Origin of the sequence: Shewanella sp. (assembly GCF_047975355.1) — a bacterium.
In the GTDB taxonomy this organism is placed as follows: Bacteria; Pseudomonadota; Gammaproteobacteria; order Enterobacterales; family Shewanellaceae; genus Shewanella.
Window position 1 is genome coordinate 41,339 of the sequence record NZ_JBKEDJ010000008.1, and the last position, 26,241, is coordinate 67,579.

Below are 26,241 nucleotides of genomic sequence, written 5' to 3' on the forward strand. Positions count from 1 at the left end.
TGTTACGTGTCCTTGTTTATTTTCTTGTTATGTTTCTTAGCAAACTCCTGTAAAAGCATTGAATAAGCAGATTGTTTATCTACTGTTTTTCCATCTTCAATGACTTGGTAGGTGTCATACAAGCCACCATGCTCATTGAGATAATCAATCACTTCAAAGTAGAAAGACTCAATTAATTCTTTATCACGACTATTAGTCGGTAATTCTAGTTGAATGCCAACAGTTGCAACTTTTGCAAATAAGCTATTCCGCAATGTACTTATAGCGCCATCGACGTCTTTCTTCTCTTCAAGCCTTTTTAAGGCATATAGAAAAAAACGACCATTATCTACATGTTCTTTAGTATACGAAGCTCCATTCATTTGAAACGTCAATACAGCACCACTAAATAGTCCCACGACAAAAACTAAGATAACAAATAGACCAACTCCAACCCATGTTAAAACTTTAGACTTCACAGCATCCTCCTTGAAACATAACGTTTTATTCGTGCGCATGCGCGTTTACCTCGTTAGATTAGTGAAAGCGAGCACAGTTAACTGTCTGTATATAAAGAACTTATCAGCTTTCTATCAAATACACCACATGGAAAAACGCGCATGCGCGTTTTTCAAACCTATTAACTATTTTTGGAAAAGTATATACAAATGATTTTAAAGAGTTTTGTTAATTTTAGGCTGGATAAACGCGCAAACTAATGAGTGTAAAAACACTCAAAAGCATCTAAATTTAAATACGACTGCATACCCATACATTGTTAGTCGCTTTACGGTAGGGCCAAATATTAGGTAAATAGATGAGATTTTTTAGGGCAATTCATTCGTAAGTTTTCGATTCACTAAATAAATGCTAGCAAGCTTTGGGGCAATAGCTTTTTAGCTAAACGAACAATGTAAGGGGTAGCTAAGATTGTCATTGTTACACCAGTGACCTTCTAAAACATGGATAATGGAATGGACCCATCCACTTTTAATCGGCCTCGCAATGGGCCACGATGTAGTCGCTAAAACTCATCAGAAAGAGGACGGGTCCACCTATGAAGATTACTACAATCGGTTTAGATATCGCAAAGTCTGTTTTTCATGCTGTTGGTGTCGATAAAGCAGGCAAGTTAATCAAAAAGAAAATGCTTAGACGCAAAGACTTGCTGCCCTTTTTCGCGAAAATTGAGCCTTGCCTTATCGTTATGGAGGCGTGTGGCGGCGCGAGTTATTGGGCCAGAGAATTTGAGCAATTTGGGCACGTAGTTAAGTTAATTGCCCCGCAGTATGTGGTTCCTTTTAGGCAAGGTAATAAAAATGACTACAACGATGCGCTAGCCATTGCGTAGGCTGCGCAGCGGCCCAACATGCGGTTTGTAAAACCCAAAAGCGTCGAGCAGCAAGATGTGCAACTGCTCCACCGTATGCGCGAACGATTAACTAAGCAATCAACAGCCTTAATCAACCAAGTGCGAGGCATGTTAGCAGAATACGGCATCGTGATAGCAAAAAGTAAATCGGCTTTTAAAGCCCAGTTACCAGATATTTTGGTCGATGAAACCAATATGCTGACCATCAAGGGTAAAGCCATCTTTTATCAGTTATATGATGAGGTTATCGACATTGAAAAACGGCTTAAGAGTTGTGACACCCAAGTACTAAACGAAACTCAAAACAATGTGATTTGTCAGCGATTACAAACTATTCCTGGTGTTGGGCCTGTCACCGCTACGGCGATTTATGCTGCAGTGGGTGACGGTAAAGACTTTAGCAATGGCCGACATTTTTCAGCTTGGTGTGGCTTAGTACCTAAGCAGCACAGCAGTGGCGGGAAAGATAACCTCCTCGGGATAAGTAAGCGGGGAAACGCCTATTTACGTACGCTATTCATCCACGGCGCCAGAGCGGTGTTTCGACACAGTGGGAGTAAGTCAGATAAGTTGAGTTGTTGGGCTATCCAGCTAGCGGAGCGCCGAGGTTTCAATCGTGCGTGTGTGGCCGTCGCGAATAAACTCGCCAGAATGTCATGGGTTATCGCGGCACGTGAAGAAGAGTTTCGGCTCGCGATGTAACAACATCAAATGTACTTATTATGTTAGCCATTAACTAACCAGCAAGTTGCTAAGACACTTGATTTGATGATGAGAAAGTCAGACTGATCTACTAAAAACCTTACGAAAACACAGGCTCTGATGAAGCCGCAGGGATGATAAGGACAGTAGAAGCAAATATCCATCAGGGCCAGAGGAATCCCTCAATAACAGGCCGAATATATGGGTGCAATGAACTCTTCTCAAAATTGATATCGAATGTCTTGCAAACCGGATGGGTCCATATATGTTTTAGTAGAGCCCTCAGGGACGAGTTAATGGCGTGTCACTGGGGAAATAATGACAATAAGTGCAGTACAACTGGCGACAAATTTGTCTTGCTTTGGGGCATAAGCTCTTTAGCAAAATTCACATCTGAGTTTGTAATTAAGATTGCCATTGTTCCAACATTTTGATTTCAATATGGCTGTATCCGATTGGAACGTTTATATTCTCGTTAATCTGAACGAGTCTTTATTCCTTGGTACATCATCGAGTTAAATATGTTTGCCCCACTCACAATCGAGCGAGCGGGGCGAAAGATTAGGCCTGTTGGAAGGAATAGAGTTTGTACTTGTTATTCTCAGCTGGCACGGTTAATTGGCCAAACTCGGCGGCTATGGTGTCTGAATAGGGGAGGTGGCGGTTAGCGACGATTTGCCAAATCCCTTTTGATTGCAATTGCTTGGCGCTATCGGCAACAAAACCTTGGGCAATGCTGGTGGTGCTGGCAAGGCCATCGTGGAACGGTGGATTGGAAATAATACCATCGAATTTTCCACTGGTTTGCGCCAGTCCATCGGAGGGATAGACCTTGGCCGTCATGCCGTTTGCCGCCAGCGTGAGTTCACAGGAGGCCAGCGCCATGGCATTGATATCAATACATTCTAGCGACAGCGTCGGTTGTGCCTTTAACAGTGCAGCGGCAATGACGCCTGCGCCGCAGCCAAAATCCAGTACTCGGCCAGAAAGCGTTGGCAGATGCGATAGCAATAGCTCTGTGCCTTGGTCTAAATGCTTTTCACTGAACACACCGACTAAGTTGCAGATGGTGATATTACCCTGCGGAGTGGCAAGTTGATACTGGCTGGCCCAATCGCTGAGTTTAATCTCGGGCGCGGTATCGATTAGGCGGCTGCCAAAGAGTAGGCAATGGCGCGCGTTATCGAGTTTGACGCCGGTGGCAAAGTATTTCGGCAGCAGTTTTACTAAGGATTTAACCCCGCCTTTGTTCTCTCCCACGACTAAGAGTTGACCATCGGCCACTAAGTGCTGAGCGGCTAGATTAAACAAGTAGGGCGCTAACGGCTTCGCCTTAGGAAAGTACACAATCACAGTGTCGTACTTATCCTGGTGGGGCAGTTGATGGCCAAAATAACAGCGCAGTTTGGCATTGGCCTGTGGCGCTAAATGCAGGTAATGGTGGTAATCCAAGGCGAGGGCATCGACGGACTGGGCGACATCGAGCAGTGCCTTGGGCAATGAGTCTGCCTCATGGTTTAGCACTAAGACTCTATGTTGGCTCAGGGTTTCCTGATTGCGGATAATGATTTGCGATGGATTCGTTAACACTGCATGGCTACCGTAAAAAATAAGTGCGGGCATTATACCCCTTATTCGGCTACGAGCCAGCCTGCATGCCACCGACTTAAGGGATGCAGCAAAACAGCGCTCACTCGAACGGTGCGGAATGAAAGCCAATAAAAAAGGCAACTGTGTAAACACGGTTGCCTTTTCTCTGTTAGCCAGTGCGATATTCGCGTGGGCTAACTCTTATCCCTAGCCAATCGCAGCAAATTAGCCCTGAGGCTGCACTGGTGCTGGAGTTGATACCTGTGTAGGAGCGGGAGCTTTTGGCTTTTTAGGCTTAGGTAACAGGCTAAAAATCTTATTGGCGATATCTGTGTTGTCTTGATGACCATTAAATAGCTCAGAGGCTGGGCCTGCGGCAAAGACTTGCACGTCGGTACCCGTGTGGCCGCCGGTTGTCCAACCCGTATCGGTACGCTTATCAATCACATGGCGAATCGCAACGGCCATGGTTTCTAAGCCCTGCATTCTGGCAACATTTAACTTAGTCACTTCTTCTTCGGTCAATTCAAAGCCTAGCCCGCGGGATAGGTCGGCTTGCCAAGTATCACCACCAAGGGCTGCTTGGGCTAAGGTATCTGAGCTTGCCGAGATATTACGCAGGATCTCTGGATTCCAGTTGTAGTTGCCATCGGCACCAATCGATAACCCGCCTGTGTTATGGTCGGCGGTGATCACCATTAAGGTATCGGGATTTTGGCGTACGAATTGCTCGACGACTTCAATCGTATTGGCAAATTCATCCATTTCACCCATGGCGGCGGCGATATCATTGTTGTGTCCCGCCCAGTCGATAAGGCTACCTTCGACCAGCAGCACAAAGCCTTGCTCATTTTGCGACAGTAAACTGAGGGCTTTTTGAGTCAAGGTGCTAAGTTTTTTAGCATCTTTTTCATCAATAGCCCAAGGCAGTTGCACTTCGGCAAACAAACCTAAGACCTTAGGCTGGGTAATGCTGGCCAGATCGTCAAAGCGGGTAATGTGTTGATAACCCTTGGCGGTGAACTGGGCTAACAGCTCTGGAGGAAAGTACTTTTGCCCGCCACCTAAAAATACGTCGGCGTTGGTTTCAAGGTAACTTAATGCTAGTGCATCGTAATTTTTACGGCTCTCGTTGTGAGATAAAAAGGCCGCTGGCGTTGCATGGTTGATTTGCGACGTGACCGCCACACCCGTACTCAAGCCTAAGGTTTTGGCCTTTTCGAGTATGGTGGGCAATGGCTGTTTTTGCGTATCGACCGAGATAGCGCCGTTATAGGATTTAACTCCAGTCGCGAGGGCGGTCGCGGCTGCGGCTGAGTCGGTCACATAACCACTGACGTTAGCGGGATAAGTGCTTGCCATACCAACCAATAAACGGTCGAACACGGTTTGTTCGACTTCTTCGGTATCTGGATTGTCCTTGTAATAACGATAGGCACTGGTGTAGGAAGGCCCCATGCCGTCGCCAATCATGATCACAATATTTTTGGGGCGTGAGGGGGCTTTAACTGGGCCAGTCTCATTCGCTCCTGCTTCAACTGCAAGTGCCGAGGTGGAGAGCCATACACTCATACCAAGCAATAACAGTGGCGCTTTGGTGAAACTCATATCAGATCCCTAGAAGTCGTAGGCGCTCTTTGGGCGCCTTCAATGAATAATATTATCTTGTAGGTGTACAAGCTTATTGGGCAAGACGGGCTTCGATGGCATCGAACAGCATGCCAGTGATGTCCACATCGAATGCCGCTTGGATTTCACGGATACAGGTTGGGCTTGTGACGTTAATCTCGGTCAGCTTGTCGCCAATCACATCCAGACCCACAAAAATCAGGCCGCGTTTTTTCAGCTCTGGGCCAATGGCGCGGGCGATTTTCCAATCAGAGTCAGATAACGGCTGGGCAACACCGCTACCGCCTGCGGCCAAGTTACCGCGGGTTTCGCCTTTTTTCGGAATACGGGCCAAGGCGTAGGGCACGGGTTCACCGTCCACCACCAGAATGCGCTTGTCGCCCTTAGTGATTTCAGGAATAAAGGCCTGCGCCATGGCGTATTGGTTGCCGTATTGGGTCAAAGTTTCGATGATCACCCCAAGATTCGGGTCGTCCTGCTTCACGCGGAAAATCGAGGTACCGCCCATGCCGTCTAATGGCTTGAGGATAATGTCGCCCTTGGCTTGGTGGAACGCGCGAATGCGATTGGCATCGCGGGTCACTATGGTCTCTGGAGTAAATTCGCTAAACCATGCGGTGAATAATTTCTCGTTGGCGTCGCGCAAGCTTTGCGGTTTATTCACAATCAGCACACCTTGCTCTTCGGCACGCTCTAGCATGTAAGTGGCGTAGATAAATTCGGTATCGAACGGCGGGTCTTTACGCATTAACACCACGTTCAGCTCGCTCAATGGCGTGTCTTGAGATTCGCCTAGCTCATACCATTTACTCGCATCATTGATAACAGTTAACGGACGCATATTGGCCATTGCCACGCCGTTGACCATGGCGAGGTCGGCCATTTCCATATAAAACAGTTGGTAACCCCTTTCCTGCGCCGCCATTAGCATGGCAAAACTGGAGTCTTTCTTAATGTTGATCTCACTGATGGGGTCCATCACTATGCCGAGTTTTATCATTAATCTGTTCCTTATTGGTTGCCGTCGCAGGCAAAAAGCATTTATAGATTAGCCAGTAACCGATTCGCCAGCTAGCGATTAACCTTTAACCTAAATCACCGAATCTGAGTTGTAGCGCGGTGATCGCCGTGAGTGAGGCGGTTTCGGTGCGCAGCACTCGGGGGCCGAGTAACACATCGGTAAACTGGTAGGTTTCCGTCATGGCGATTTCTTCCGCCGATAATCCCCCTTCGGGGCCAATCAGCAGGCGTACACGGGTATGGGATAAATCTAAGCCATTGATACCGTGCGCCGCCCTTGGGTGCAAGTTGAGTTTGAGCGCGTTGGTCGGTTCGCTGCACCATTCCTGTAATTCCATCGCGGGGCGAACGATCGGCACTTGGCTACGGCCGGATTGCTCACAGGCGCTGATCACAATCTTTTGCCATTGCTGGATTTTCTTTTCGAGACGCTCACCATTGAGCTTGACGCCGCAGCGGTCAGAAAACAGTGGCGTAATGGTATTCACCCCTAGCTCGACGGATTTTTGAATGGTGAACTCCATCCGATCGCCGCGGGAAATCACTTGGCCTAAATGCAGATTGAGGGGCGACTCCGAGGGATTAGCTTCACACGACAGCACTTTTACCGTGACCGACTTTTTACCCGCATCGACAATTTCGGCAAGGTAATCATTACCATCGCCATTAAACAGGCTAATGTGTTCGCCACTGCCCATGCGCAACACTTTGCCTATATGGGCTGCGCCATCCTCATCTAAATTCAGCTGTTGATTTACGGCTAATGGCTGAGGTTGATAAATTCTTGGAACTCTCATTGTCGACCTTATTCGGCTAATTGTTGGCGCAGTGGCGGCGCATTGCAGGCATTCTGCACAAAGGGATTATGATTACCTTGGATCTGCGCTATGGCGTTATCGCGTTTGCATTCAATAGTATCAACTGGATAGCTTTTATCCCATGCTTTGAACAATTTTAATTGCTGCGAGGCGATTTTAAGGCCATAAGTTTGCTGCATATACAGGTAAGTACGGGCAATCTTGCCACGGGCATTAACGGGCGGCTGGGCTTGGCGATTCTTAAAGTCGATGACCATAGTGCATTGACCATATTGGTCGGCCTTACCGTTCCATTGGCTAAAACGGAAGTTGCTGCGATCGCCGTTCACTTCACCAATTGCGGGCACCAGATTGTGCATGTCCGCTTCCATTTTATTGAATTCTTTGCTGTTATCGGCGCAGTTTTTACGGCCGCCCTTTTGCCAGCATTGTAATTGATGACCAAATTCCCAGGCCGGGACTATATGTTCCCACTCGATGCGGTTGGCGCGGGTTTCTTGTTTACGCACTTGATAGCCACAGCTGTTGAGATCCGGTTTCCAAGATTTACCCTTTATTTGGATATCACAGCCACAATAAAAACTGACCGCTGGCAGTGTGCCCTGGCGACTGCCCTTATATAAAGATTGGGACAAAACCTTAGCTTGGCTAAAACTATTTGGGTGTGAAGGAGAAGCATGGACTGAGGCTGAAACCACCAGCCAACTGAATAGGCACAGCAAGGCTTGCCGAGACCTTAAGGCTATCTTGGAGTTGTTCAATATTTATCCCAAAAAATAATCAGTACTACGCGAGCCTGTGGCTCGTCTCTTATGCCTGAATGGTAAGGGAAATACTGTGCCTTATGCAAATAGCTCGTACTTTTGACCGAGGGTTTTGCGTCAATGTTTGCTATTCGGCAGCTTCGGTAAAGGTGAGGTGGGTATGGCAGCGTTTACACAGATAACGAGTTTCACCGCGCAGCACTTTATTGTGGCGACGGATACTCAACCGAACTGGGCCGCAGGCGCAGCGGTACTCAAAGTCTTTACCTTTAACCGACTGAGTATCGAAACTGTGGGTGGTATTGGGGCTCACCTTAAACAGCTTGAGCATGATGGATTGCCACTCGCGGCCATGGGGCTTAGTTTTGCCAAAGAGTTGGAAGCAGAGTAAATGGCTTATTTCGTGGGGCACGACTTCGGCTAAAAAGGCTTCGCTATTTTCCCTGAGTAATACGGGATTAAAGCGCAGGCGATTCTGTTGCAAATGGGCCGTGCCCGCACTCCGTCCCCGCAGGGCAAATTGGGTCAGCGGCCGTGCAAATGGGCGCTTAAAGTAGATTTCCGCCTGCTGATAACAATCTTCGATGCGCGCAAGAATTTGCTGCTGTAACGGCGTCAGTGGCTTAGGCTGGCGTTGGGGTGTGCAGGCTTTCGCCGTATTGGACACAGTAGCTGTAGAGACGGCTTTACGACGCAGGCTATTGAATAAGGATCTCGGGTTAAACATAGACTTAGGGGCTAACTCTTATTTTGCAAAGCATCAATTAAACAACATCTCTAGCTATCGCAAGGCATCTATTAGGATTTGACCAGCACAAAGCTCTCATTCAAGGCTGACTAGGCAAGCGTTCGCATCATATCGAACGCTTGCTTACTATGCCAGTCTTGCGCCTGTTACAGGCTCGCCGCAGCCTGCATCACCATAGTACGTACTTGCTCGACGATGGCTTGCTCGGTGGCGTTGTCGTAGCCCTTCACCCTCGGGGTGTGGATATGGCCGACTTTGGCAGGGCTGTTGAACTTTTGTTGTAACACAATGGCGCGGTAGGAAATCTCGTTAGAGAGATAACCACCGCCAGAGCCTTCGACCGAGGTTTCATTTTGCAGTTCGCTTAGGGAGCTGGCATTAAATTCGCCGCGCGCTAGGGTCGTCACTGTATGGTTGTCGTTGACTTTCCATTGGTCGTCTTTGACCTGCATGGCCGCGACGGGCAGCGAAAACTCAACAAACTCAGGGCCGATAAAGTCTTTACCGTTGAGTTTGGGGGCGACAGGCGCAGTTGTGCTCCCACCTGTGTACAGATTCTGGTTATCAGGCGCGGCGGCGCTACGGTTACGTCCTGGGAAGCGTTCAAGGTCAAAATCACTGCGCCCCATGCTAACCGTAAATACAAACTGGGTTTTGGGATCGCGGTATATCGGGCTGAGTAGCGACTCGATAATGCCTTGGTCGAAATCCTCAAAGCGCACCGGGATCATCGCAGTTTCGATTTGGGCTTTTTTGCCGTTAATATCAAACCTAAAACCATCGAGGGCGAGGGCAACTAGACCTGAAGGATTACTCTGGCTGATATCTTTATCGAGGAAGAAGGGGTCGAATCCCGTCAGGAAGATTTTCACCTGCACATCGTCATCGTATTGGATATCGCTAAAACCGCGGGATGCCTTTTCGACGGCGCTGGCTAAAATCTGTTGTTGCCAATCGGCCATTTTGAAATTGGCACTATTACTCTTGATGCTATTTAACATTGAGAGGCGTGCCCAGTAGAGGGATCTGTCGTCAAAGTGTCCTGACTGCACATCGCGCACCGCCTGTTGCCACAGTCTGTGCCCTTGGCGAGCGGCCAGTTGGGTTGCATCGCGCTCATTCTTTTGTGCAGATAATTGATTAGCCAAGCCTTCATCCAAGGCTTGATAGCGATTGACCACCTCAGCCATGGCTTTTTCAGCGGTGGGAATGCGGGAAACTTCCACATCTCCGAGGAGTTGTACGGCAGCTGCGGTTTGCACCACTGTGCCGGCGAGGATAAAAGCGAGACTGGGCTTTAACATTGGCGTTTCCTTTTTATTTTAATCACTTATTTTGCTGGAAAAGGGCGATGTTCCTAAGGCGTTCTGGTTTGCTTCATCCTAGAGCGGATGCAACTTATGCCAAAAAGTCACAATGATTGCTTTGAGTATAAGAGTTTACCTAAAGTGATTCGAGGATCTTATTCCTGTTTTGTATATAGATGTTATCTAAGTGGCGTTTTTAGGTTGTGAGTTCGTTTCGTTGACCGCGAGCATTGGCACTATCCCGTTTTAGCCGCGTGCCTTTTTTCTGCCACAATTGGTCAGCAGTTTGCTAGGGAAAGCGGGCCGAGACAGTGGTAACCTTAATGCCTTATTTTTATGGATTTTTGCCTTGAGCAAGGGGACGTTATGCGTGCATTAGCCTTATCGGCTGTGTTGTTAGTGGCATCGATTATCGGAATGCCTGCGGAAGCAAAGGAGTGGCAAGAAACTCAGAGTTGGAATACTCACTTTACGGAACATAAAACCCAAGGCGTGGTTGTACTCTGGAACGAGAATAAACAGCAGGGTTATACCAACGATCTTAAACGGGCGAACCAAGCATTTTTACCCGCATCGACCTTTAAAATTCCCAATAGCTTGATTGCACTCGATTTAGGTGTGGTTAAGGATGAGCACCAAGTCTTTAAATGGGATGGACAGACGCGCGATATCGCCGCCTGGAACCGCGACCATGACTTAATTACCGCAATGAAATATTCGGTTGTGCCTGTGTATCAAGAATTTGCTCGCAAAATCGGCCAAGCACGTATGAATAAGATGCTGCATGCCTTCGATTATGGCAATGAGGATATTTCGGGCAATTTAGACAGCTTTTGGCTCGATGGTGGCATTCGGATTTCGGCCATCCAGCAAATCGAATTTTTACGCAAGCTGTACCACAACAAGTTGCATGTCTCGGAGCGTAGTCAGCGTATCGTTAAACAAGCCATGCTGACCGAGGCGAATGCCGACTATATTATTCGGGCTAAAACCGGATACTCGGTCAGGATTGAGCCGAAAATCGGTTGGTGGGTGGGGTGGGTTGAGCTCGATGATAATGTGTGGTTCTTCGCGACCAATATGGATATGCCAACTTCGGATGGTTTAGGACTGCGTCAAACCATCACTAAAGAAGTGCTGAAACAAGAAAAAATTATTCCTTAGAAGTGGTTAGTTGGACATTTTAGCTAAAAATCCAGGATATAATCTGTAAAGATTTATAGACAAGCTCACTAACTATCAATGCACTATCACTCAAAGTATTAGTCGCCAATCCACTAACAACTCATGTATTCGCACTTAATACATTGACGCCAAAAGCCTAGCCTTAACTTGCTAGGCTTTTTGTTATCTAAGGAAATGGCTATACGAGTAAATAGCGATAACAACCTAGCCCATCAGGGATTGCAGGCTTTCTTGGCTACTAAAGCGTTTGACGAAAAAGTCCAAGAAGGCACTGATATTAGTGGCTAATTGGCGGCGGCTGGAATACACACCGTAGACCTTAAAGGGCTCGATTGGCCATTCTTGCAGTATGGGCACCAGTTGACCATTTGCTAGTTCTGTCTTGCAGGCGGAGTTGGACAGCATGGCAATCCCGAAATCATCTAGGGCTAACTGTTTGACCATAATTGGGCTATTAACCCTAACCTTACGTTGAAAATTCACCATGGTCTTACGCGCGCCTTTACCTAAGGGCCAAATGGGCGCTGAGCGTGATGTCCCGAGTAGGATGCCACTATGTTCGCTTAATTCCTTGGGGGTTGCAGGCGTGCCGCGGGCTTTTAAATAGGCTGGGCTTGCAACCAGTATGGGTTGGCGCTCGAACAATAATCTTGCAACAAGATCAGAGGATTGCAGTGGCCCATATTTGATAGCTATGTCATATCCTTCACCCACTAAACCTATATCGTTGTCGGTAAACTGGACATCTAATTCCACATTGGGATATAAACGCATGAATCCGCTACAGAGGTTAGCGATTAATTCTTGGCTAAAAGAGACTGGAATAGCTATCCGTAATGAGCCTGACACATCATCATGGGTACTCTCGATAACCGCCTTGGCCGCTTCCACCTCATTGCGAATGGAATCACAGTGTTGATAAAAGAGTGCCCCGACTTGGGTAAGGCTTAAGTTACGGGTGTCGCGTTGTAATAATCGCACGCCAAGTTCTTCTTCGAGCTGCGCGATTTTGCGACTTATGGTGGATTTTGGGTGGCCGGTTTCACGTGCAGCTTGGGAGAATCCCTTGGCTCTCACAACGGCTGCAAATAGCATCATACCGTTTAAATCTGGCATGTTTTTCCCACTGTCTCATATTTGGAACATAGCGTCTTATGCAGTTTAATGGCATTTGGCGGGATAACAAAGTTATATTTATTGGCTAAAAATTTTCAGAGGCTAAAGCAGAGGATCTTTTGATGACCAGCAATAATCAGCCCACACACATGACTCAAGCCCAAACGCCCGATCCGCTTTTTTTACAAGCCGAGCATTTGGCAAAAGATTTTTCTCTGTTTCCTAAACACAGTAAACAGAGCTTATCAGAAGAAATTAAAGGTCTTTTGAACGATGATGCCATTCAGGCAAACTTGAAAGACTTGGCATCTTTAGATGTCGATGGTTACGTCGCAAAAGTGATCCAGCCAACCCAAGATAAAGGTCGTCCTGGCGCTAAACGTATCATTGCTGATCTGAAAGGTCGCTTGATTACCGAAACTCACTTGGGCTCTTTCTATAGTGCTGAGGTCGAGTTGAATTTTGGTTCACGTACTCGTCGTATCGGTTTTATTGCCCAAGAGCGTACAACGGCTAACGGTGCGTGGATGCCGGAGCATCACTACGCGGCCTGTAAAGCAATTCGTCACTTTGCTGAATTGTCTATGCCTATCGTTTACCTTATCGACACACCAGGGGCCGATGCGGGCGAAGTGGCTAACAGCCAAAACCAAGCTCATTCTATTTCTAAGGCGATCGCTGAGAGTGCCAACGTTGACGTGCCGACAGTCGGTATCGTTATCGGTGCCGGTTACTCGGGCGGCGCGATCCCATTAGCGGCGGCTAACATTCTGTTATCGCTGCGCGATGGTATTTTCAACACCATTCAGCCACAAGGTTTGCAGAGTATTGCGCGTAAGTACAACCTGTCTTGGCAGGAATGTGCTAAGTCTGTTGGTGTATCGCCAGAAGAACTGTACACCGCGGGTTGTATCGATGGCATCATCGATTTCTCGCCAGGTGACCGTGACGAGCGCCAGCACAATTTACGCCGCGCTATCATCAGCAGTATCGAAGCTGTTGAACGTGCTGCAATCAACTTTGTGCGTGAATCTAAAGATTTACGTGAACACTATGACCGCAGTTTAACGCGTTTCCTCAACCCATCTAAAAACTTGATGGCATTAGAGTTAAACGCGGAGTTGGCTGTGGCCACTAGCCCAACCAACCACCACAACCTGTTTGGTAGTGCTTACCGTTACCTGCGTTATTTAACGCTGCGTAGCCGCATTCATTCCATCTCTCAGGAGCAATACGGACGTTTGTCACGTGTTAGCGTGCCTGAAGGTGACTTGTTAGCACGTATCCAGCAAGAGCAAGACCGTGTATTCCAAGCTTGGTTATCAAGCCCAGATAAGCTGGTTTACGATGAAGATCTAAACAAGCTGTGGGCGAACTTTATTGCTAAGCGCGATGAAGTGTCTACCGAGCGTAACATGCTGACTCGTTTGATTTTGGGTGAACCAAAAGAGAACTACAAAAAAGCACGTAAGGCGCTGTTATTTAACATTGGTTGGTCTTTATATCACCGCTGGAAGAGCAACGCGGCAAACAACTTCAAGGGCTTAATCCAGCACCTTGAAAATCTGCCAAAGTCAGTCACTCAAGCCAAGTGGCCTGAACTGAATCAACTGACGGTGCTCGATGTGGTTGTGAACGACGAACTGCGTGAAGACTTCATTTGGCAATGTCATAACATCCTGATCTTTAACTCACTGTACGACAACGTTGTGGGCAGCTTAGCGTCTATCGCGAAAGAAGCCATGATGGCGAAGAGCTTATCGCGCAACTCAGTGAACAATCTGTTGCACAAGTCAATTGACCATGCGCTGTCGACTCAGGATACCGCTAACGATAAGGCGAAATTCTACAAGTGGCTTAAGTATTTTATGGGCCAATCTAACCGTGCCGATTTATTGGTGCGTGTAGAGCAGTGGAAGAGTGTGGGCTTCCCACAACTTAACGACAGTTTATTCGTTATCCTGACTTACTTCTTCGAGCGTTTACTGCCTGAATACTTTGACAGTGAAAGCGATAACAGCAAGTACACTGGCGCGATTAACCCTGTGCGTATCGGTCGTCGTAAGGACTTCTGGAACCGCTTGACCATGGGTTATCAGGACTTACTGATCCAAAAAGTATTACGTGACGAAAAACGTACCGGCAAGATGACATGGGAAAATGTGATTAAGCAATTCTTCACTCATTTTGAAGAAATCAATGGCGACAAAATGTCGGCCAACTTGCTTAACTTCCCAGGTTTCCGTCTCTCAATCGAAGATGCGTTAGACAAAGGCATTCGTCCTTGCGGTCTGATCACGGGTATTGCTGACTTTAAAGAAAAAGGTCAAAAAGTCCGTGTTGGTGTGGCTGTGTCTAACACCGCATTCCAAGCGGGTGCCTTCGATATGGCGAGTGCCGAGAAATTCTCTGCGCTGCTGATCGAGTGTGCTAAGCGTAAGCTACCTGTTGTTTGCTTTATCAGCTCAGGCGGTATGCAGACTAAAGAAGGTGCTGCGGCACTATTCTCAATGGCTGTTGTGAACGACCGTATCACTCGTTTCATCCGTGATAACGAACTGCCAGTATTGATGTTCGGTTTTGGTGACTGTACCGGTGGTGCGCAGGCGAGTTTCGTGACTCACCCATTAGTGCAAACCTACTACCTGTCTGGTACTAACATGCCATTTGCGGGTCAAATGGTGGTTCCAGCTTACTTGCCTTCGACTTCGACACTGTCTAACTACTTGTCGAAAGTACCAGGTGCAATGGCGGGCCTAGTCCACAACCCATTCAGCGAAACCTTAGATAATCAATTGGCGAGCATCGATCCTCTGATGCCAATGCCAACGGCGAAGATCAATGACGTGATTATCAACGCTCTATCAACACTGGTTGTTGAAGCGCCTGTTGAAGAAGAAGTGATTGTTCAAAACGATCCACGTAAGTTAATGAAACCAATTAACAAAGTATTGGTTCATGCCCGTGGTTGTACCGCTGTTAAGTTGATCCGTAAGGCTCACGATAACGATATCAATGTGGTATTAGTGGCGTCAGATCCTGACATGACCGCCGTACCTGCGGATATGCTGAAAGACTCAGACAAGTTAGTGTGCTTAGGGGGTAACACCTCTGACGAAAGTTACCTGAATGCCTACTCTGTACTGAAAGTTGCCGAATACGAGCAAGTTGATGCACTGCACCCAGGTATCGGCTTCCTGTCTGAAAGCCCACAATTTGCAGCATTGTGCGTAAACAATGGGGTTAACTTCGTTGGTCCTAGCGTGCATTCAATGACGACTATGGGTAACAAGTCGAACGCGATTAAGACTTCACAAAGCCAAAACGTACCAGTAGTACCAGGTTCACACGGTATTCTGACGAATGCTGAGCAAGCAGTGAACGTGGCCAATGAAATTGGTTACCCAGTGCTGCTCAAAGCGGTACAAGGCGGTGGCGGTAAAGGTATCCAGGTCGTTAAACGTCCTGAAGATATGATTGGTTTATTCCAAAAGACCTCTACCGAAGCGGCTGCGGCCTTTGGTAACGGCGACTTGTACTTAGAGAAATATGTGACGTCACTGCGTCATATCGAAGTGCAGTTACTGCGTGACAAGTTTGGTAACGCTAAGGTTCTTGGCTTACGTGACTGTTCTGTTCAGCGTAACAACCAGAAAGTGGTCGAAGAATCTGGCTCAACCATGTTGCCAGATGAGCTGAAGAAACAAGTTCTGGATTACACTCGTGCCTTAGGTGATGCGACCGATTACATGGGCGCAGGTACAGTTGAGTTCATCTATAACTTAGATGCAAACGAAGTGTACTTCATGGAAATGAACACCCGTCTGCAGGTAGAACATCCAGTAACTGAAGCAACTTCTGGTATCGATATCGTGAGCGCGCAGTTTGATATCGCTGCGGGCCGTTCAATCGAGAACCTAGAGCCGAAAGAAATCGGTTATGCGATGGAAGTGCGTGTGACGGCAGAAAAAGCCGCACTCGACAGCCATGGCGTTCTACAACTGATCCCAAATCCTGGCAAGATCACCGAATGTGTATTCCCAGATCATCCAGATGTGGAAATCATCTCGATTGCCGCCGCGGGTAAAGAAGTATCGCCATACTACGACAGCTTAATCGCTCAGGTGATTATGCGCGGTGAAAACCGTGAAGACGTTATCGCGAAACTGCACGCTTACTTAGACAGCGTAGTACTGAAAGGTATCGCGACTAACATTCCATTGCTGAAGCTAATCCTAAGCGATGGCACCTTCAAAGAAGGCGTATACGACACTAACTATCTGCCACGCTTTATGGCTGAGCTCGACATTCCAGCGCTGATCGCTGAAATGGAAGCCGCTGCCGAAACCGTGGGTGTGGATACTGAGTCACTGCGTGTAGGTGAAAGTAACGAGCTGAAAGTATTAGCCCAAGGCGCGGGTATCTTCTATACCTCTCCTGCCCCTGGTGAACCTGACTTCGTGAAAGAAGGCGATATAGTCACTGCAGAGCAAACGCTTGCGTTAACTGAAGCGATGAAGATGTTCTCGCAAGTCAACTTAGCTGGCTTCAACCGTCAAGGCGCTGTGCTGTACCCAGAAGATAAGAAATATCGCATCGAGCGTATTCTGAACAGCAATGGTCAGCAAGTATCGCAAGGTGACTTACTCTTCGTGGTATCGCCAGTAGAAGATTAATCATGCTTAAGTGATGAGTTAATCGAAATACCCGCCAATCGGCGGGTATTTTTTTATCCGATTAAACGGCGAATGGATAAACCCCGTGAGCCTATTTCCATAAACAATTTAGGGTTTATTGGTATTATCTTAATATCGCGTATACACTTTTTTTACCTTGCAATACTAACTGATGAGTGTATTCGAGAAGCGACATGGGGTGTAGATTTTGGGTTTTATTCTTCTGTTTATGCTCACCTTTATGTGCCAGTGCTGAGCGCTTGGCCTCAGCTTATCTTAATGCTGCAGACGATCTCAGTAGTGCTACCCAGTTAATTCGTTATTGTGTTGATCCCGATTGGCTACCCTATGAAGCGATCCGTGATGGTCAACATGTAGGGATCTCCTCGGACTATATTCGTTATATCGAATCCCATTCGTCGTTAAAGTTCAGTCTAGTGCCCACCACCTCCTGGACACAAACCTTAGATTTTCTGCAAACGGGGCGCTGCGATTTAACCCCACTACTCAATAAGACGGCGAGTCGAGAGCAGTTTTTGCATTTTAGCCATGTGTATTTTCGCTCCCCCAATGTATTAGTCTCCCTTAAGGACCAGCCCTTTTTGCAAGGTTTTGAAAATATTGGCTCGCGCACCTTGGCTGTGCCAGATGGCTATCGTCTCGCCGAATATATCCAACATTACTATCCCAAGGTTCGCACCATTAAAGTGGCGAGCGAGCCGGCGGGGCTGGAAGCCGTGCTCGAGAAAAAGGTCGATATCTTTGTTGGTTCTATGTTTTCGGTAAATGCCTATATTCAGCAGACCGGGTTTAATCACCTCAAAATTGCAGGCTGGGGCGGCCCCGAGGATGAACTGCGGGTCGGGGTGAGTGCTCGGCATGAGGCGTTGCTACCGTTAATCAATCAAGTGCTAGATAATGTGGATGAGCTTGAGCGGATCCGGATTTATCAGAAGTGGAACAACATCACTGTGATTGATGAAACCAATTACCTACTTATCTATCAAGTGATAGCTGCGACGCTGTTGGTGGTGTGTTTACTGGTTACGCGAACTTATATGATTAGTCGTTATAATCGCCGTTTAACCGATAAAAACCAGCAGCTTGAGGAATTGCGTCTGCAATTAGAGCAAAGTAATGCCGAACTTGAGTTTTTATCCACCCATGACCCGCTCACCAAGCTCTACAATCGGCATTACTTTAACCGTCAGTTTGTCCATGAACACAGCGCCGCCGTTTCCACCCAAGGGGCCATTTGTCTTGTGATGTTAGATATCGATTTTTTTAAAGAGATCAATGACACCTTCGGCCATGCCGTTGGGGATAATATTTTGATGGAGCTATCCTCTGTATTGCAGCACTGTGTGCGCGAAAGCGATGTGGTTGCGCGCTGGGGCGGGGAAGAGTTTGTGATCCTCTGTCATCAAACATCTCTCGATGCCGTAAAATCCTTATGTCAGCGGATTGCAACTGCCATTAAAGATAACCATTTCAGTGGCGATGTACGGCTGACTTGTAGTTTTGGGATTGCCAAACTTGCTGCAAATGAGCCGATGCAATCTTGCTTCGAACGAGCGGATAAGGCGCTATATCAGGCAAAAGCGTTGGGACGGGACCAAATTTGTGTGGATGAGACTCACCTTTAGTCTCATTCTATTGGGGAAATGAGCACATTCCTAAGCCAATTGCGGATTTTATTCAGAAATCCTGTATTTATCCTAGAAAACCTCCCCAGTTGGCGCGATTTTTTACTGAGTTGGGCTGTATGTTGGCTGGCTCAAGGTGGTCTTATCGCTATTTGTTAACAGCTAAAGCATGGAAAAGTATCGCTACAGGCTAAAATCTACTTATTTTTAAGGTTTTTACTAATTGATTGAATATTGAGCTAAATTTTTTTATTTAGTTGTTTTCACATATTTTTCTGATTTTTTTTTAATTTTTTCCGCGACTTTATCGTGAAAAATTGCAAGAGCCATTTGCGCATAGCGGGGTTCCAATTTACAATATGCGCCTAAAATAATCTGATGTGCGGTGTGTCGGTGGTTTGTCGCATACTCCGTCTACTTCTTAAACTAATCATTAAAGTTGAATCATGACCGAATTATCCAAATACAGAAACATTGGTATCTTCGCTCACGTTGACGCGGGTAAAACCACGACCACCGAGCGTATTCTTAAGCTAACCGGTAAAATCCATAAGTTAGGTGAAGTTCACGACGGTGAATCAACAACAGACTTCATGGTTCAGGAAGCTGAGCGCGGTATTACTATTCAATCAGCAGCAGTAAGCTGTTTCTGGAAAGATCACCGTTTCAACGTTATTGACACCCCTGGACACGTTGACTTCACCGTTGAAGTTTACCGTTCTCTGAAAGTGCTTGACGGCGGTATCGCTGTATTCTGTGGTTCTGGTGGTGTTGAGCCTCAATCAGAAACCAACTGGCGCTATGCTAACGAATCTGAAGTTGCGCGTATCATCTTCGTAAACAAGTTAGACCGTATGGGTGCTGACTTCTTACGTGTTGTTAAGCAAACTAAAGACGTTTTAGCTGCTAACCCACTGGTTATGGTTCTGCCTATCGGTATCGAAGACGAATTCAAAGGCGTTGTTGACCTGTTAACTCGTAAAGCTTACGTGTGGGACGATTCTGGTATTCCAGAAAACTTCACTGTAACTGACGTTCCTGCAGACATGGTTGACTTAGTTGAAGAATACCGTGAAATGCTGATCGAAACTGCCGTTGAGCAAGATGACGATCTGATGGAAGCTTACATGGAAGGCGAAGAGCCATCTATTGAAGACATCAAGCGTTGTATCCGTAAGGGTACTCGTACTATGGCATTCTTCCCAACATTCTGTGGTAGCGCGTTCAAGAACAAAGGTATGCAACTGGTTCTAGACGCAGTTGTTGACTACCTGCCAGCACCAGACGAAGTTGATCCACAACCTTTAACTGACGAAGAAGGTAACGAAACTGGCGAATACGCTATCGTTTCTGCTGACGAGTCATTAAAAGCATTAGCGTTCAAGATCATGGACGACCGTTTCGGCGCCCTGACTTTCGTACGTATCTATGCTGGCCGCCTGAAGAAAGGCGACACCATTCTTAACAGTGCAACTGGTAAGACTGAGCGTATCGGCCGTATGTGCGAAATGTATGCAAACGATCGTATCGAAATTGAATCAGCTGAAGCTGGTGACATTATCGCTATCGTGGGTATGAAGAACGTACAAACTGGTCACACTCTGTGTGATGTTAAGCACCCATGTACTCTGGAAGCCATGGTGTTCCCAGAGCCAGTTATCTCTATCGCAGTAGCGCCAAAAGACAAGGGCGGCAGCGAGAAGATGGCTATCGCTATCGGTAAGATGATCGCAGAAGATCCATCATTCCGCGTAGAAACTGACGAAGATTCAGGTGAAACCATCCTTAAAGGTATGGGTGAACTGCACTTAGACATTAAAGTGGACATCCTGAAGCGTACTTACGGTGTTGAGCTGATCGTGGGTGAACCACAAGTAGCATACCGTGAAACCATTACAGCAATGGTTGAAGACCAATACACCCACAAGAAACAATCTGGTGGTTCTGGTCAATTCGGTAAGATCGAATACATCATCCGCCCAGGTGAGCCAAACTCTGGCTTCGTGTTCAAGTCTTCAGTTGTTGGTGGTAACGTTCCTAAGGAATACTGGCCAGCAGTTGAGAAAGGCTTCGCGAGCATGATGAACACTGGTACTATCGCTGGCTTCCCAGTGTTAGACGTAGAGTTCGAACTGACTGACGGTGCTTACCACGCAGTTGACTCTTCAGCAATCGCGTTCGAAATCGCTGCTAAAGCGGCATTCCGTCAGTCTATTGCTAAAGCTAAACCACAACTGCTTGAGCCAATCATGAAAGTTGACGTGTTCAGCCCAGATGACAACGTGGGTGACGTTATCGGTGACTTAAACCGTCGTCGCGGTATGATCAAAGACCAAGTTGCTGGTGTAACTGGTGTTCGCGTTAAGGCTGACGTTCCGTTATCAGAAATGTTCGGTTACATCGGTTCTCTACGTACAATGACTTCAGGCCGTGGTCAGTTCTCTATGGAGTTCTCACACTACAGCCCATGTCCAAACAGCGTTTCGGACAAAGTTGTTGAACAAGTTAAAGAGCGTAAAGCTGCTGAAGCTAAGAAGTAATTCTTAACTTCTTCCAAATAGAAACCGCTGCTAAGCCTAGGCTAGCAGCGGTTTTTTTATGGGTGAAATTTAAGCATAAAAACACAGCTTTAGTGGGACAAACTAAGCCTCAGCTCGAGGCTTGAAGGACATTCAACCCAGTGCTTTCTGCTTACTCAATTCCAGTAACGCATTGGCCGCTGGGGTTAAAGGCAGGTTTTGCCGCCAAATGAGGGCTAAATCCCAGGTCATTGCCGGTTGCATGGGTCTAAACACCAACTTGCTGGTGCTGAGTTTTTGGCAGATGGGTTCGGGTAAAATGGCCAGCCCCATATCGGCCTCGACCATGGCGGCGAGGAAGTCCCATTGGCCGCTTCGAAAGGCGATATTGAGTTGTACTCCTGCCTTACGACTCAGCCGATTGATTAACTTTGCCAACGAAAAATCTTCGTTATAGAGAATAAAGGGATAGGGCTCAAAATCCTGCCAGCTAAGGTTAGATTTAGCAGTAAGCGGATGCCCATCGGGCAGGCAAGCGAGGAGGGGATATTTGGTCAACGGTTGGTTAACCAGCTCAGTCTCATGGGTGGTTGGTAGTGCGGTAAAGGCGATATCTAAGCTGTTATTCAGCAGCGCCTGCTCACAACCAAACCCGCCGTATTCATACATTTGTAGCTCAACCCCAGGATAACGTTTCCGGTAACTGGTCAGTAGCCCGATAATTAAACTGCTCATCATAGGGCAGACGCCTAATCTTAGCCGTCCCGTCTTAAGTCCGCTTAAGTTGCTCATGTCCTCTTGCAATCTATGCCATTGTCCGAGGATCTCCCGCGCGCTGTGCTCAAACAGTTGCCCTGCTTGGGTCAGCTCGACCTTTTGATTGTTACGGATAAGCAGCGTCTCCCCTAAGCTCTCTTCGAGTCTTTGGATGATCTTGCTGAGTGTTGGCTGAGTAATAAAACATTTTTCCGCGGCGCGGGTGAAGTTTTCCGTTTCAACTAAGGTTAGAAAACATTGCAAGGTCTTGATTGGGATGTTCATGCTTAAATGGAATCCATTGTATGGCGTTAATTCATTTTACTGATGATGACCTAAGTATTACTTTGAGCTCGTTAACAGAAGAGGGGAATAACCAATGAAATCCACATCGAGTTTATGGGTAGGTGCTTTGTGGCAGGCGGCGATGCCTGAAGCAAAGAATATGCAAACAGCTAAAGCGGTGCAAACCAGATTAACGGCTCCAGCGGGTGATTTGCATAAAGCAAAACAACAAGTAAACCCAGCCTAGGCTGGGTTTACTTGTTGGTCGTTTCTTATTCGCGTCATCTTCCCGCTAGTTTTCTTTCCCTCATCTCCTATCTTATTGCACGGTTGTTTAGTCTTTGCATTTCACTTTCTGCGTCTAACTCTTCAGTTTTAGCTGCGCTCTTAACACAATGCTTTAAACACTTAGCGGGCGAAGCTTATCGCTGAGGTGTTATTACGGAGAATAAAAAGCCACTGGGTTAGCAGTGGCTTTTGTGGGCAGGGAAGTGCTGTTTTATTGGTTTGAGAACTTATTCTCGACTAGAGGCGCCTTGTTTTCAGCCTGTGCAACGTGGCACTGGGTGCAGAAATAGTTCTGGCCATTGAGCGTACCCTTATCGTCGATAACGTGGGATTTTGCCACTGGTGTGGCCTTCATCCGTGGTGCTTTATCCCAGCTATGGCAGGTTAAACAGCCATTTTTATCCAAGGTGATTTTGTAATCATCCTTATGGGGGATCAGTGGTGGTTGGTCGGTAAAGCTGCGTTCCAACGCCTTGCCTCGGCTTGGGTAAACTGGCATAGCATCGGCTGGGCGAATATCGGTCACCGCGCTATCGCCAGCGAGGGATTTAATGTTCACAGGTGTTGCTTGAGTGTCTGCTTGTTGGCCTGAGCAGCCGCCGATGGCTAATACAATCGCAGCTAAGGTGAGTATTTTTTTCATTGGTCATTCTCCGCCTTGGGGGCAATGTGTTGACGAATTGGTGAAGAGCTAGATGGTGACTGGTTATCGGCCAAGTCACTTGTACTAAGTTGAGCCTGAGTGGCAGTAAAGCGAGTTTGATAGCGAAATACGCGCTGTGCGCAGACATCAATACAGCGACCGCATTGGGTGCAGTCTGGGCTTGATATCACCGGGTTTTGCCCTTTTAACGCGGGTTTTAATACTTGGCGTTCGGGGCAAACCGCAAAGCAGTCCATGCAGTTATCACAGGCACTGGCTTTGCTGGCGACTATCTTGATGGGGCTCCATTTGCCGATTAAGCCGAATAGGGCGCCTGTTGGACACAGGTGACCACACCAAGCACGCTCGGCGATAAACAGATCCAGCAGAAATATCGCCACTAAGATCCATAAACCACTGAGGCTGCCAAATAGCACGGCGCGATAGACTAAGGGCACAGGATTGACCCATTCCCAAATCAAGTTGCCCGTGAGTAATGGCAATAACAGCACGAGTGCCAGCAGGTAGTAACGTAAATTGCGCGGTAACTCGCTGGTGCGAGGGAGGTTCAGTTTACGTCTGAGCCAGGTTGCGGCATCGGTAACCAGATTGACTGGACACACCCAACTGCAAAACACCCGGCCACCGGCGAGGGCATAAAACAGTATGATCAAAGCGGCGCCTATCAGTAGGCTAAGCTCGGGAATATGCCCGCTAATGAGCATTTGTAAGCTCACCAGTGGATCGGCAAAGGGAACGGTATCGAGCAGTAAACTGGCCGATAAATTTCCCTTAAAAAGCCAAATTCCTAAAAGTGGCCCCAGTGCAAATAGGCCTAATAAGCCAAATTGCACTGCGCGGCGTAGCAGCAAATATTTATGTGCGCCAAACCATCCGAGTTCTGCAATGGCTGCGGCATGCTCGCCTTGCATGTGAGCCTTAGCTTTTGAGTTCACCGTCTGGTTATTCATAGACTTGTTACTCATAACGTCAGCCCCATATTCAACATCTCTAAGGTGGTTTCCTCAGTGTTGATATAAGTGTCATGCGCCGCCGCTTTACCGAGTGCGAGAGCAGTCGGTAACACCTTGATCGCGGCCGTGTCGAGCACGCAGGCATGCTCGCATTTACCGCAACCCGTGCAGGTATCGCTGTTGACTGTGGGTAAAAACATGGCGTGGTGATCGCTATGTTGATTGCGTTGGCGTTCTAAGGTGATGGCATTGTCGATTAACGGACAAACCCGATAACAGACGTCACAACGTAATCCCTTAAAGTTCAGGCAATTTTTCTCATCTATCAGTACCGCAACCCCCATCTTAGCGTCGCTAATTTGCTCAAGGTGAGGATCAAGCGCGCCCGATGGGCAGGCTTTGATGCAGGGAATATCCTCACACATTTCGCAGGGAATGCGTCTTGCGGTAAAGAATGGCGTGCCTGTGGCAGCGCCATCGAACCAACGTGCCAGCGATAGGGTGTCGTAGGGGCAAGCCTCGACACACAAACCGCAACGTACACAGGCGGAGAGAAAATCGCTTTCTTCAAGGGCGCCCGGCGGTCTGCAAGCTTGGGGGGCGAGTTGGCCTTGGCTTTTTGCCGTGGCCGTCAAGCCTAATCCCACGAGCCCCATCACGCAGCCAGCCTTAGCCGTCGTTGCCAAAAATTGGCGACGGTTGACTTGCTTGACTGTGAATGGACTCTTCACTTGCTGACTCACCTTAGCACTCCTTAATCGCTTTCAAATACGCTTATCGCTATCAAATGAGGGCTTAGGCCTTCATCACTTTTACGGGACACTTCTTAAAGTCAGTTTCTTTTGACAGTGGATCGGTCGCATCAAGAATCAGCTTGTTAACTAACTGACGCGCATCGAAGAAGGGCATAAACACCACGCCGCGTGGCGGTTTGTTACGGCCTTTGGTTTCGACACGGGTTTTGGCCTCACCACGGGGAGAAGCGACTAGCACTTCATCACCACGTTGCAGACCACGGGCCTTAGCGTCTTCAGGATGCATAAAGATTTGTGCATCGGGGTAAGCGCGGTACAGCTCAGGTACACGGGCGGTCATCGAACCTGTATGCCAGTGTTCGAGTACACGGCCGGTAGACATCCACAGATCGTATTCTTCATTTGGCTCTTCTGCCGCAGGCTCGTAGGGCAGGGCGAAAATCACCGCTTTGCCATCGGGTTTACCGTAGAACTTGTAGCCTTCACCTGCCTTCACATAAGGATCGCTACCTTCAACGAAGCGGCGCAGGGTTTCTTTACCTTCGACCACTGGCCAGCGTAGGCCGCGGGTTTCGTGGTAACGGTCAAAGTCGGCTAAGTCATGGCCATGGCCACGACCGAAGGCGGCGTATTCTTCGAAAATGCCTTTTTGTAGATAGAAGCCAAAGTGCGCGCTTTCATCGTTCAAGTCGCCCTTACAATCTGTGGTCGGGAACTTGTTGATGACGCCGTTGGCGAATAGCACTTCATAAAGGGTTTTGTCAGCGTATTCAGGCTGTTTGGCGATAAGCTCAGCAGGCCATACTTCAGACACTTTAAAGCGTTTTGAGAACTCGACTAATTGCCACAGATCTGACTTAGCCCCCTCTGGCGCTTTGACCTGTTGATGCCACATATGGGTGCGGCGCTCGGCGTTACCGTAGGCACCTTCTTTCTCAACCCACATGGCAGTGGGCAGAATTAAGTCGGCAGCCATGGCGGTGACGGTTGGGTATGGATCGGATACCACGATAAAGTTTTCTGGGTTACGGAAACCGGGGTAAATTTCATCGTTGATATTCGGGCCTGCCTGCATATTGTTGGTACACATGGTCCAATAGCAGTTGAGCTTACCGTCTTTGAGCATGCGGCTTTGCAGCACGGCATGGAAGCCAGGTTTTGGCGGAATCGTGCCTTCTGGTACCTGCCACACTTTTTCTGTAATGGCGCGGTGTTTATCGTTAGCCACTTCCATATCCGCAGGTAAGCGGTGGGCGAAGGTGCCGACTTCACGGGCGGTACCACAGGCCGAAGGTTGACCCGTTAATGAGAATGGGCTGTTGCCTGGGGTGGCGATTTTACCTGTGAGTAAGTGGATGTTGTAGAGCATGTTGTTTGCCCACACGCCACGAACGTGTTGGTTGATCCCCATGGTCCACAGACTCATGACTTTGACCTTAGGATCGGCATAGGCCTTAGCTAAGGTTTCT

At 47.7% G+C, this 26,241-nt stretch carries 19 protein-coding genes and 1 pseudogene; 6 read left to right on the plus strand and 14 right to left on the minus strand.

Annotated elements, in window-relative coordinates; all coding sequences use genetic code 11:
• Nucleotides 1-2: 2 nt before the first annotated feature.
• Nucleotides 3-458, minus strand: coding sequence for a hypothetical protein (locus tag ACK5NH_RS04200; RefSeq protein WP_416917931.1), 456 nt, complete (start codon nt 456-458; stop codon nt 3-5).
• Between the two features lie 578 nt (nt 459-1,036).
• Here ACK5NH_RS04200 and ACK5NH_RS04205 point away from each other — a divergent pair.
• Nucleotides 1,037-2,053 (plus strand): annotated as a pseudogene (locus ACK5NH_RS04205) (IS110 family transposase).
• A gap of 561 nt (nt 2,054-2,614) precedes the next feature.
• Here the strand turns inward: ACK5NH_RS04205 and ACK5NH_RS04210 are convergent.
• The 7 genes from ACK5NH_RS04210 to ACK5NH_RS04240 form a co-directional block, all read right to left on the minus strand.
• On the minus strand, nt 2,615-3,643 hold the full coding sequence (locus tag ACK5NH_RS04210) for a methyltransferase (protein ID WP_416917947.1): 1,029 nt from the start codon (nt 3,641-3,643) through the stop codon (nt 2,615-2,617).
• Nucleotides 3,644-3,868: 225 nt separating this feature from the next.
• Nucleotides 3,869-5,251: an alkaline phosphatase gene (locus ACK5NH_RS04215; protein ID WP_416917932.1), complete on the minus strand. Its 1,383-nt coding sequence runs from the start codon at nt 5,249-5,251 to the stop codon at nt 3,869-3,871.
• A 73-nt stretch (nt 5,252-5,324) separates the two neighbouring features.
• Entirely contained in the window at nt 5,325-6,272 is a 948-nt protein-coding gene (gene gshB, locus ACK5NH_RS04220) for a glutathione synthase (protein ID WP_416917933.1), read from the minus strand.
• Between the two features lie 85 nt (nt 6,273-6,357).
• Nucleotides 6,358-7,089, minus strand: a complete 732-nt coding sequence (gene rsmE, locus ACK5NH_RS04225) for a 16S rRNA (uracil(1498)-N(3))-methyltransferase (RefSeq protein WP_416917934.1) — start codon at nt 7,087-7,089, stop codon at nt 6,358-6,360.
• Between the two features lie 8 nt (nt 7,090-7,097).
• Entirely contained in the window at nt 7,098-7,874 is a 777-nt protein-coding gene (gene endA / locus ACK5NH_RS04230) for an endonuclease EndA (RefSeq protein ID WP_416917948.1), read from the minus strand.
• 127 nt (nt 7,875-8,001) lie between these two features.
• Nucleotides 8,002-8,601 (minus strand): SprT family zinc-dependent metalloprotease, encoded by a 600-nt coding sequence (locus ACK5NH_RS04235; protein ID WP_416917935.1) that lies wholly within the window; start codon nt 8,599-8,601, stop codon nt 8,002-8,004.
• A gap of 167 nt (nt 8,602-8,768) precedes the next feature.
• Nucleotides 8,769-9,926, minus strand: coding sequence for a hypothetical protein (locus ACK5NH_RS04240; protein WP_416917936.1), 1,158 nt, complete (start codon nt 9,924-9,926; stop codon nt 8,769-8,771).
• A gap of 369 nt (nt 9,927-10,295) precedes the next feature.
• Between ACK5NH_RS04240 and blaOXA the strand changes: the two genes are divergently transcribed.
• Entirely contained in the window at nt 10,296-11,093 is a 798-nt protein-coding gene (blaOXA, locus tag ACK5NH_RS04245) for an OXA-48 family class D beta-lactamase (RefSeq protein ID WP_342201708.1), read from the plus strand.
• 225 nt (nt 11,094-11,318) lie between these two features.
• Here the strand turns inward: blaOXA and ACK5NH_RS04250 are convergent, their stop codons facing one another.
• On the minus strand, nt 11,319-12,230 hold the full coding sequence (locus ACK5NH_RS04250) for a LysR family transcriptional regulator (RefSeq protein ID WP_011621492.1): 912 nt from the start codon (nt 12,228-12,230) through the stop codon (nt 11,319-11,321).
• A 122-nt stretch (nt 12,231-12,352) separates the two neighbouring features.
• On the opposite strand from ACK5NH_RS04250, the gene ACK5NH_RS04255 reads away from it, so the two are divergent.
• The 3 genes from ACK5NH_RS04255 to fusA all read left to right on the plus strand — a co-directional run bounded on the left by ACK5NH_RS04255 (nt 12,353) and on the right by fusA (nt 21,092).
• Nucleotides 12,353-16,906 (plus strand): biotin carboxylase N-terminal domain-containing protein, encoded by a 4,554-nt coding sequence (locus ACK5NH_RS04255; protein ID WP_416917937.1) that lies wholly within the window; start codon nt 12,353-12,355, stop codon nt 16,904-16,906.
• A gap of 194 nt (nt 16,907-17,100) precedes the next feature.
• Nucleotides 17,101-18,552 carry a diguanylate cyclase gene (locus ACK5NH_RS04260; protein ID WP_416917938.1) on the plus strand — a complete coding sequence of 484 codons (1,452 nt, stop codon included), beginning with the start codon at nt 17,101-17,103 and terminating at the stop codon, nt 18,550-18,552.
• Nucleotides 18,553-18,998: 446 nt separating this feature from the next.
• Nucleotides 18,999-21,092, plus strand: a complete 2,094-nt coding sequence (gene fusA, locus ACK5NH_RS04265) for an elongation factor G (protein ID WP_416917939.1) — start codon at nt 18,999-19,001, stop codon at nt 21,090-21,092.
• A 132-nt stretch (nt 21,093-21,224) separates the two neighbouring features.
• Here the strand turns inward: fusA and ACK5NH_RS04270 are convergent, their stop codons facing one another.
• Nucleotides 21,225-22,112 (minus strand): LysR family transcriptional regulator, encoded by an 888-nt coding sequence (locus tag ACK5NH_RS04270; protein ID WP_416917940.1) that lies wholly within the window; start codon nt 22,110-22,112, stop codon nt 21,225-21,227.
• A 94-nt stretch (nt 22,113-22,206) separates the two neighbouring features.
• Between ACK5NH_RS04270 and ACK5NH_RS04275 the strand changes: the two genes are divergently transcribed.
• Nucleotides 22,207-22,359, plus strand: coding sequence for a hypothetical protein (locus tag ACK5NH_RS04275; RefSeq protein ID WP_416917941.1), 153 nt, complete (start codon nt 22,207-22,209; stop codon nt 22,357-22,359).
• 252 nt (nt 22,360-22,611) lie between these two features.
• Here ACK5NH_RS04275 and napB read toward each other — a convergent pair whose 3' ends face one another.
• The 4 genes from napB to napA all read right to left on the minus strand — a co-directional run.
• Nucleotides 22,612-23,043, minus strand: a complete 432-nt coding sequence (gene napB, locus ACK5NH_RS04280; protein ID WP_416917942.1) for a nitrate reductase cytochrome c-type subunit NapB — start codon at nt 23,041-23,043, stop codon at nt 22,612-22,614.
• Nucleotides 23,040-24,029 (minus strand): quinol dehydrogenase ferredoxin subunit NapH, encoded by a 990-nt coding sequence (gene napH, locus ACK5NH_RS04285; protein ID WP_416917943.1) that lies wholly within the window; start codon nt 24,027-24,029, stop codon nt 23,040-23,042. The genes napB and napH overlap by 4 nt, the downstream gene beginning before the upstream one ends.
• Nucleotides 24,026-24,760, minus strand: coding sequence for a ferredoxin-type protein NapG (gene napG / locus ACK5NH_RS04290; protein ID WP_416917944.1), 735 nt, complete (start codon nt 24,758-24,760; stop codon nt 24,026-24,028). The genes napH and napG overlap by 4 nt, the downstream gene beginning before the upstream one ends.
• A gap of 52 nt (nt 24,761-24,812) precedes the next feature.
• Nucleotides 24,813-26,241, minus strand: a 1,429-nt coding sequence (gene napA / locus ACK5NH_RS04295; protein ID WP_416917945.1) for a nitrate reductase catalytic subunit NapA, incomplete at its 5' end; no start/stop codon positions are given.

Bases quoted from the DNA above. Each gene is read 5' to 3' on its own strand.
- ACK5NH_RS04215 (WP_416917932.1), bottom strand. From the start codon at position 5,251: ATGAGTTTCACCAAAGCGCCACTGTTATTGCTTGGTATGAGTGTATGG.
- gshB (WP_416917933.1), bottom strand. From the start codon at position 6,272: ATGATAAAACTCGGCATAGTGATGGACCCCATCAGTGAGATCAACATT.
- rsmE (WP_416917934.1), bottom strand. From the start codon at position 7,089: ATGAGAGTTCCAAGAATTTATCAACCTCAGCCATTAGCCGTAAATCAA.
- ACK5NH_RS04235 (WP_416917935.1), bottom strand. From the start codon at position 8,601: ATGTTTAACCCGAGATCCTTATTCAATAGCCTGCGTCGTAAAGCCGTC.
- ACK5NH_RS04240 (WP_416917936.1), bottom strand. From the start codon at position 9,926: ATGTTAAAGCCCAGTCTCGCTTTTATCCTCGCCGGCACAGTGGTGCAA.
- blaOXA (WP_342201708.1), top strand. From the start codon at position 10,296: ATGCGTGCATTAGCCTTATCGGCTGTGTTGTTAGTGGCATCGATTATC.
- ACK5NH_RS04250 (WP_011621492.1), bottom strand. From the start codon at position 12,230: ATGCCAGATTTAAACGGTATGATGCTATTTGCAGCCGTTGTGAGAGCC.
- ACK5NH_RS04255 (WP_416917937.1), top strand. From the start codon at position 12,353: ATGACCAGCAATAATCAGCCCACACACATGACTCAAGCCCAAACGCCC.
- ACK5NH_RS04260 (WP_416917938.1), top strand. From the start codon at position 17,101: ATGGGGTGTAGATTTTGGGTTTTATTCTTCTGTTTATGCTCACCTTTA.
- fusA (WP_416917939.1), top strand. From the start codon at position 18,999: ATGACCGAATTATCCAAATACAGAAACATTGGTATCTTCGCTCACGTT.
- ACK5NH_RS04270 (WP_416917940.1), bottom strand. From the start codon at position 22,112: ATGAACATCCCAATCAAGACCTTGCAATGTTTTCTAACCTTAGTTGAA.
- ACK5NH_RS04275 (WP_416917941.1), top strand. From the start codon at position 22,207: ATGAAATCCACATCGAGTTTATGGGTAGGTGCTTTGTGGCAGGCGGCG.
- napB (WP_416917942.1), bottom strand. From the start codon at position 23,043: ATGAAAAAAATACTCACCTTAGCTGCGATTGTATTAGCCATCGGCGGC.
- napH (WP_416917943.1), bottom strand. From the start codon at position 24,029: ATGAGTAACAAGTCTATGAATAACCAGACGGTGAACTCAAAAGCTAAG.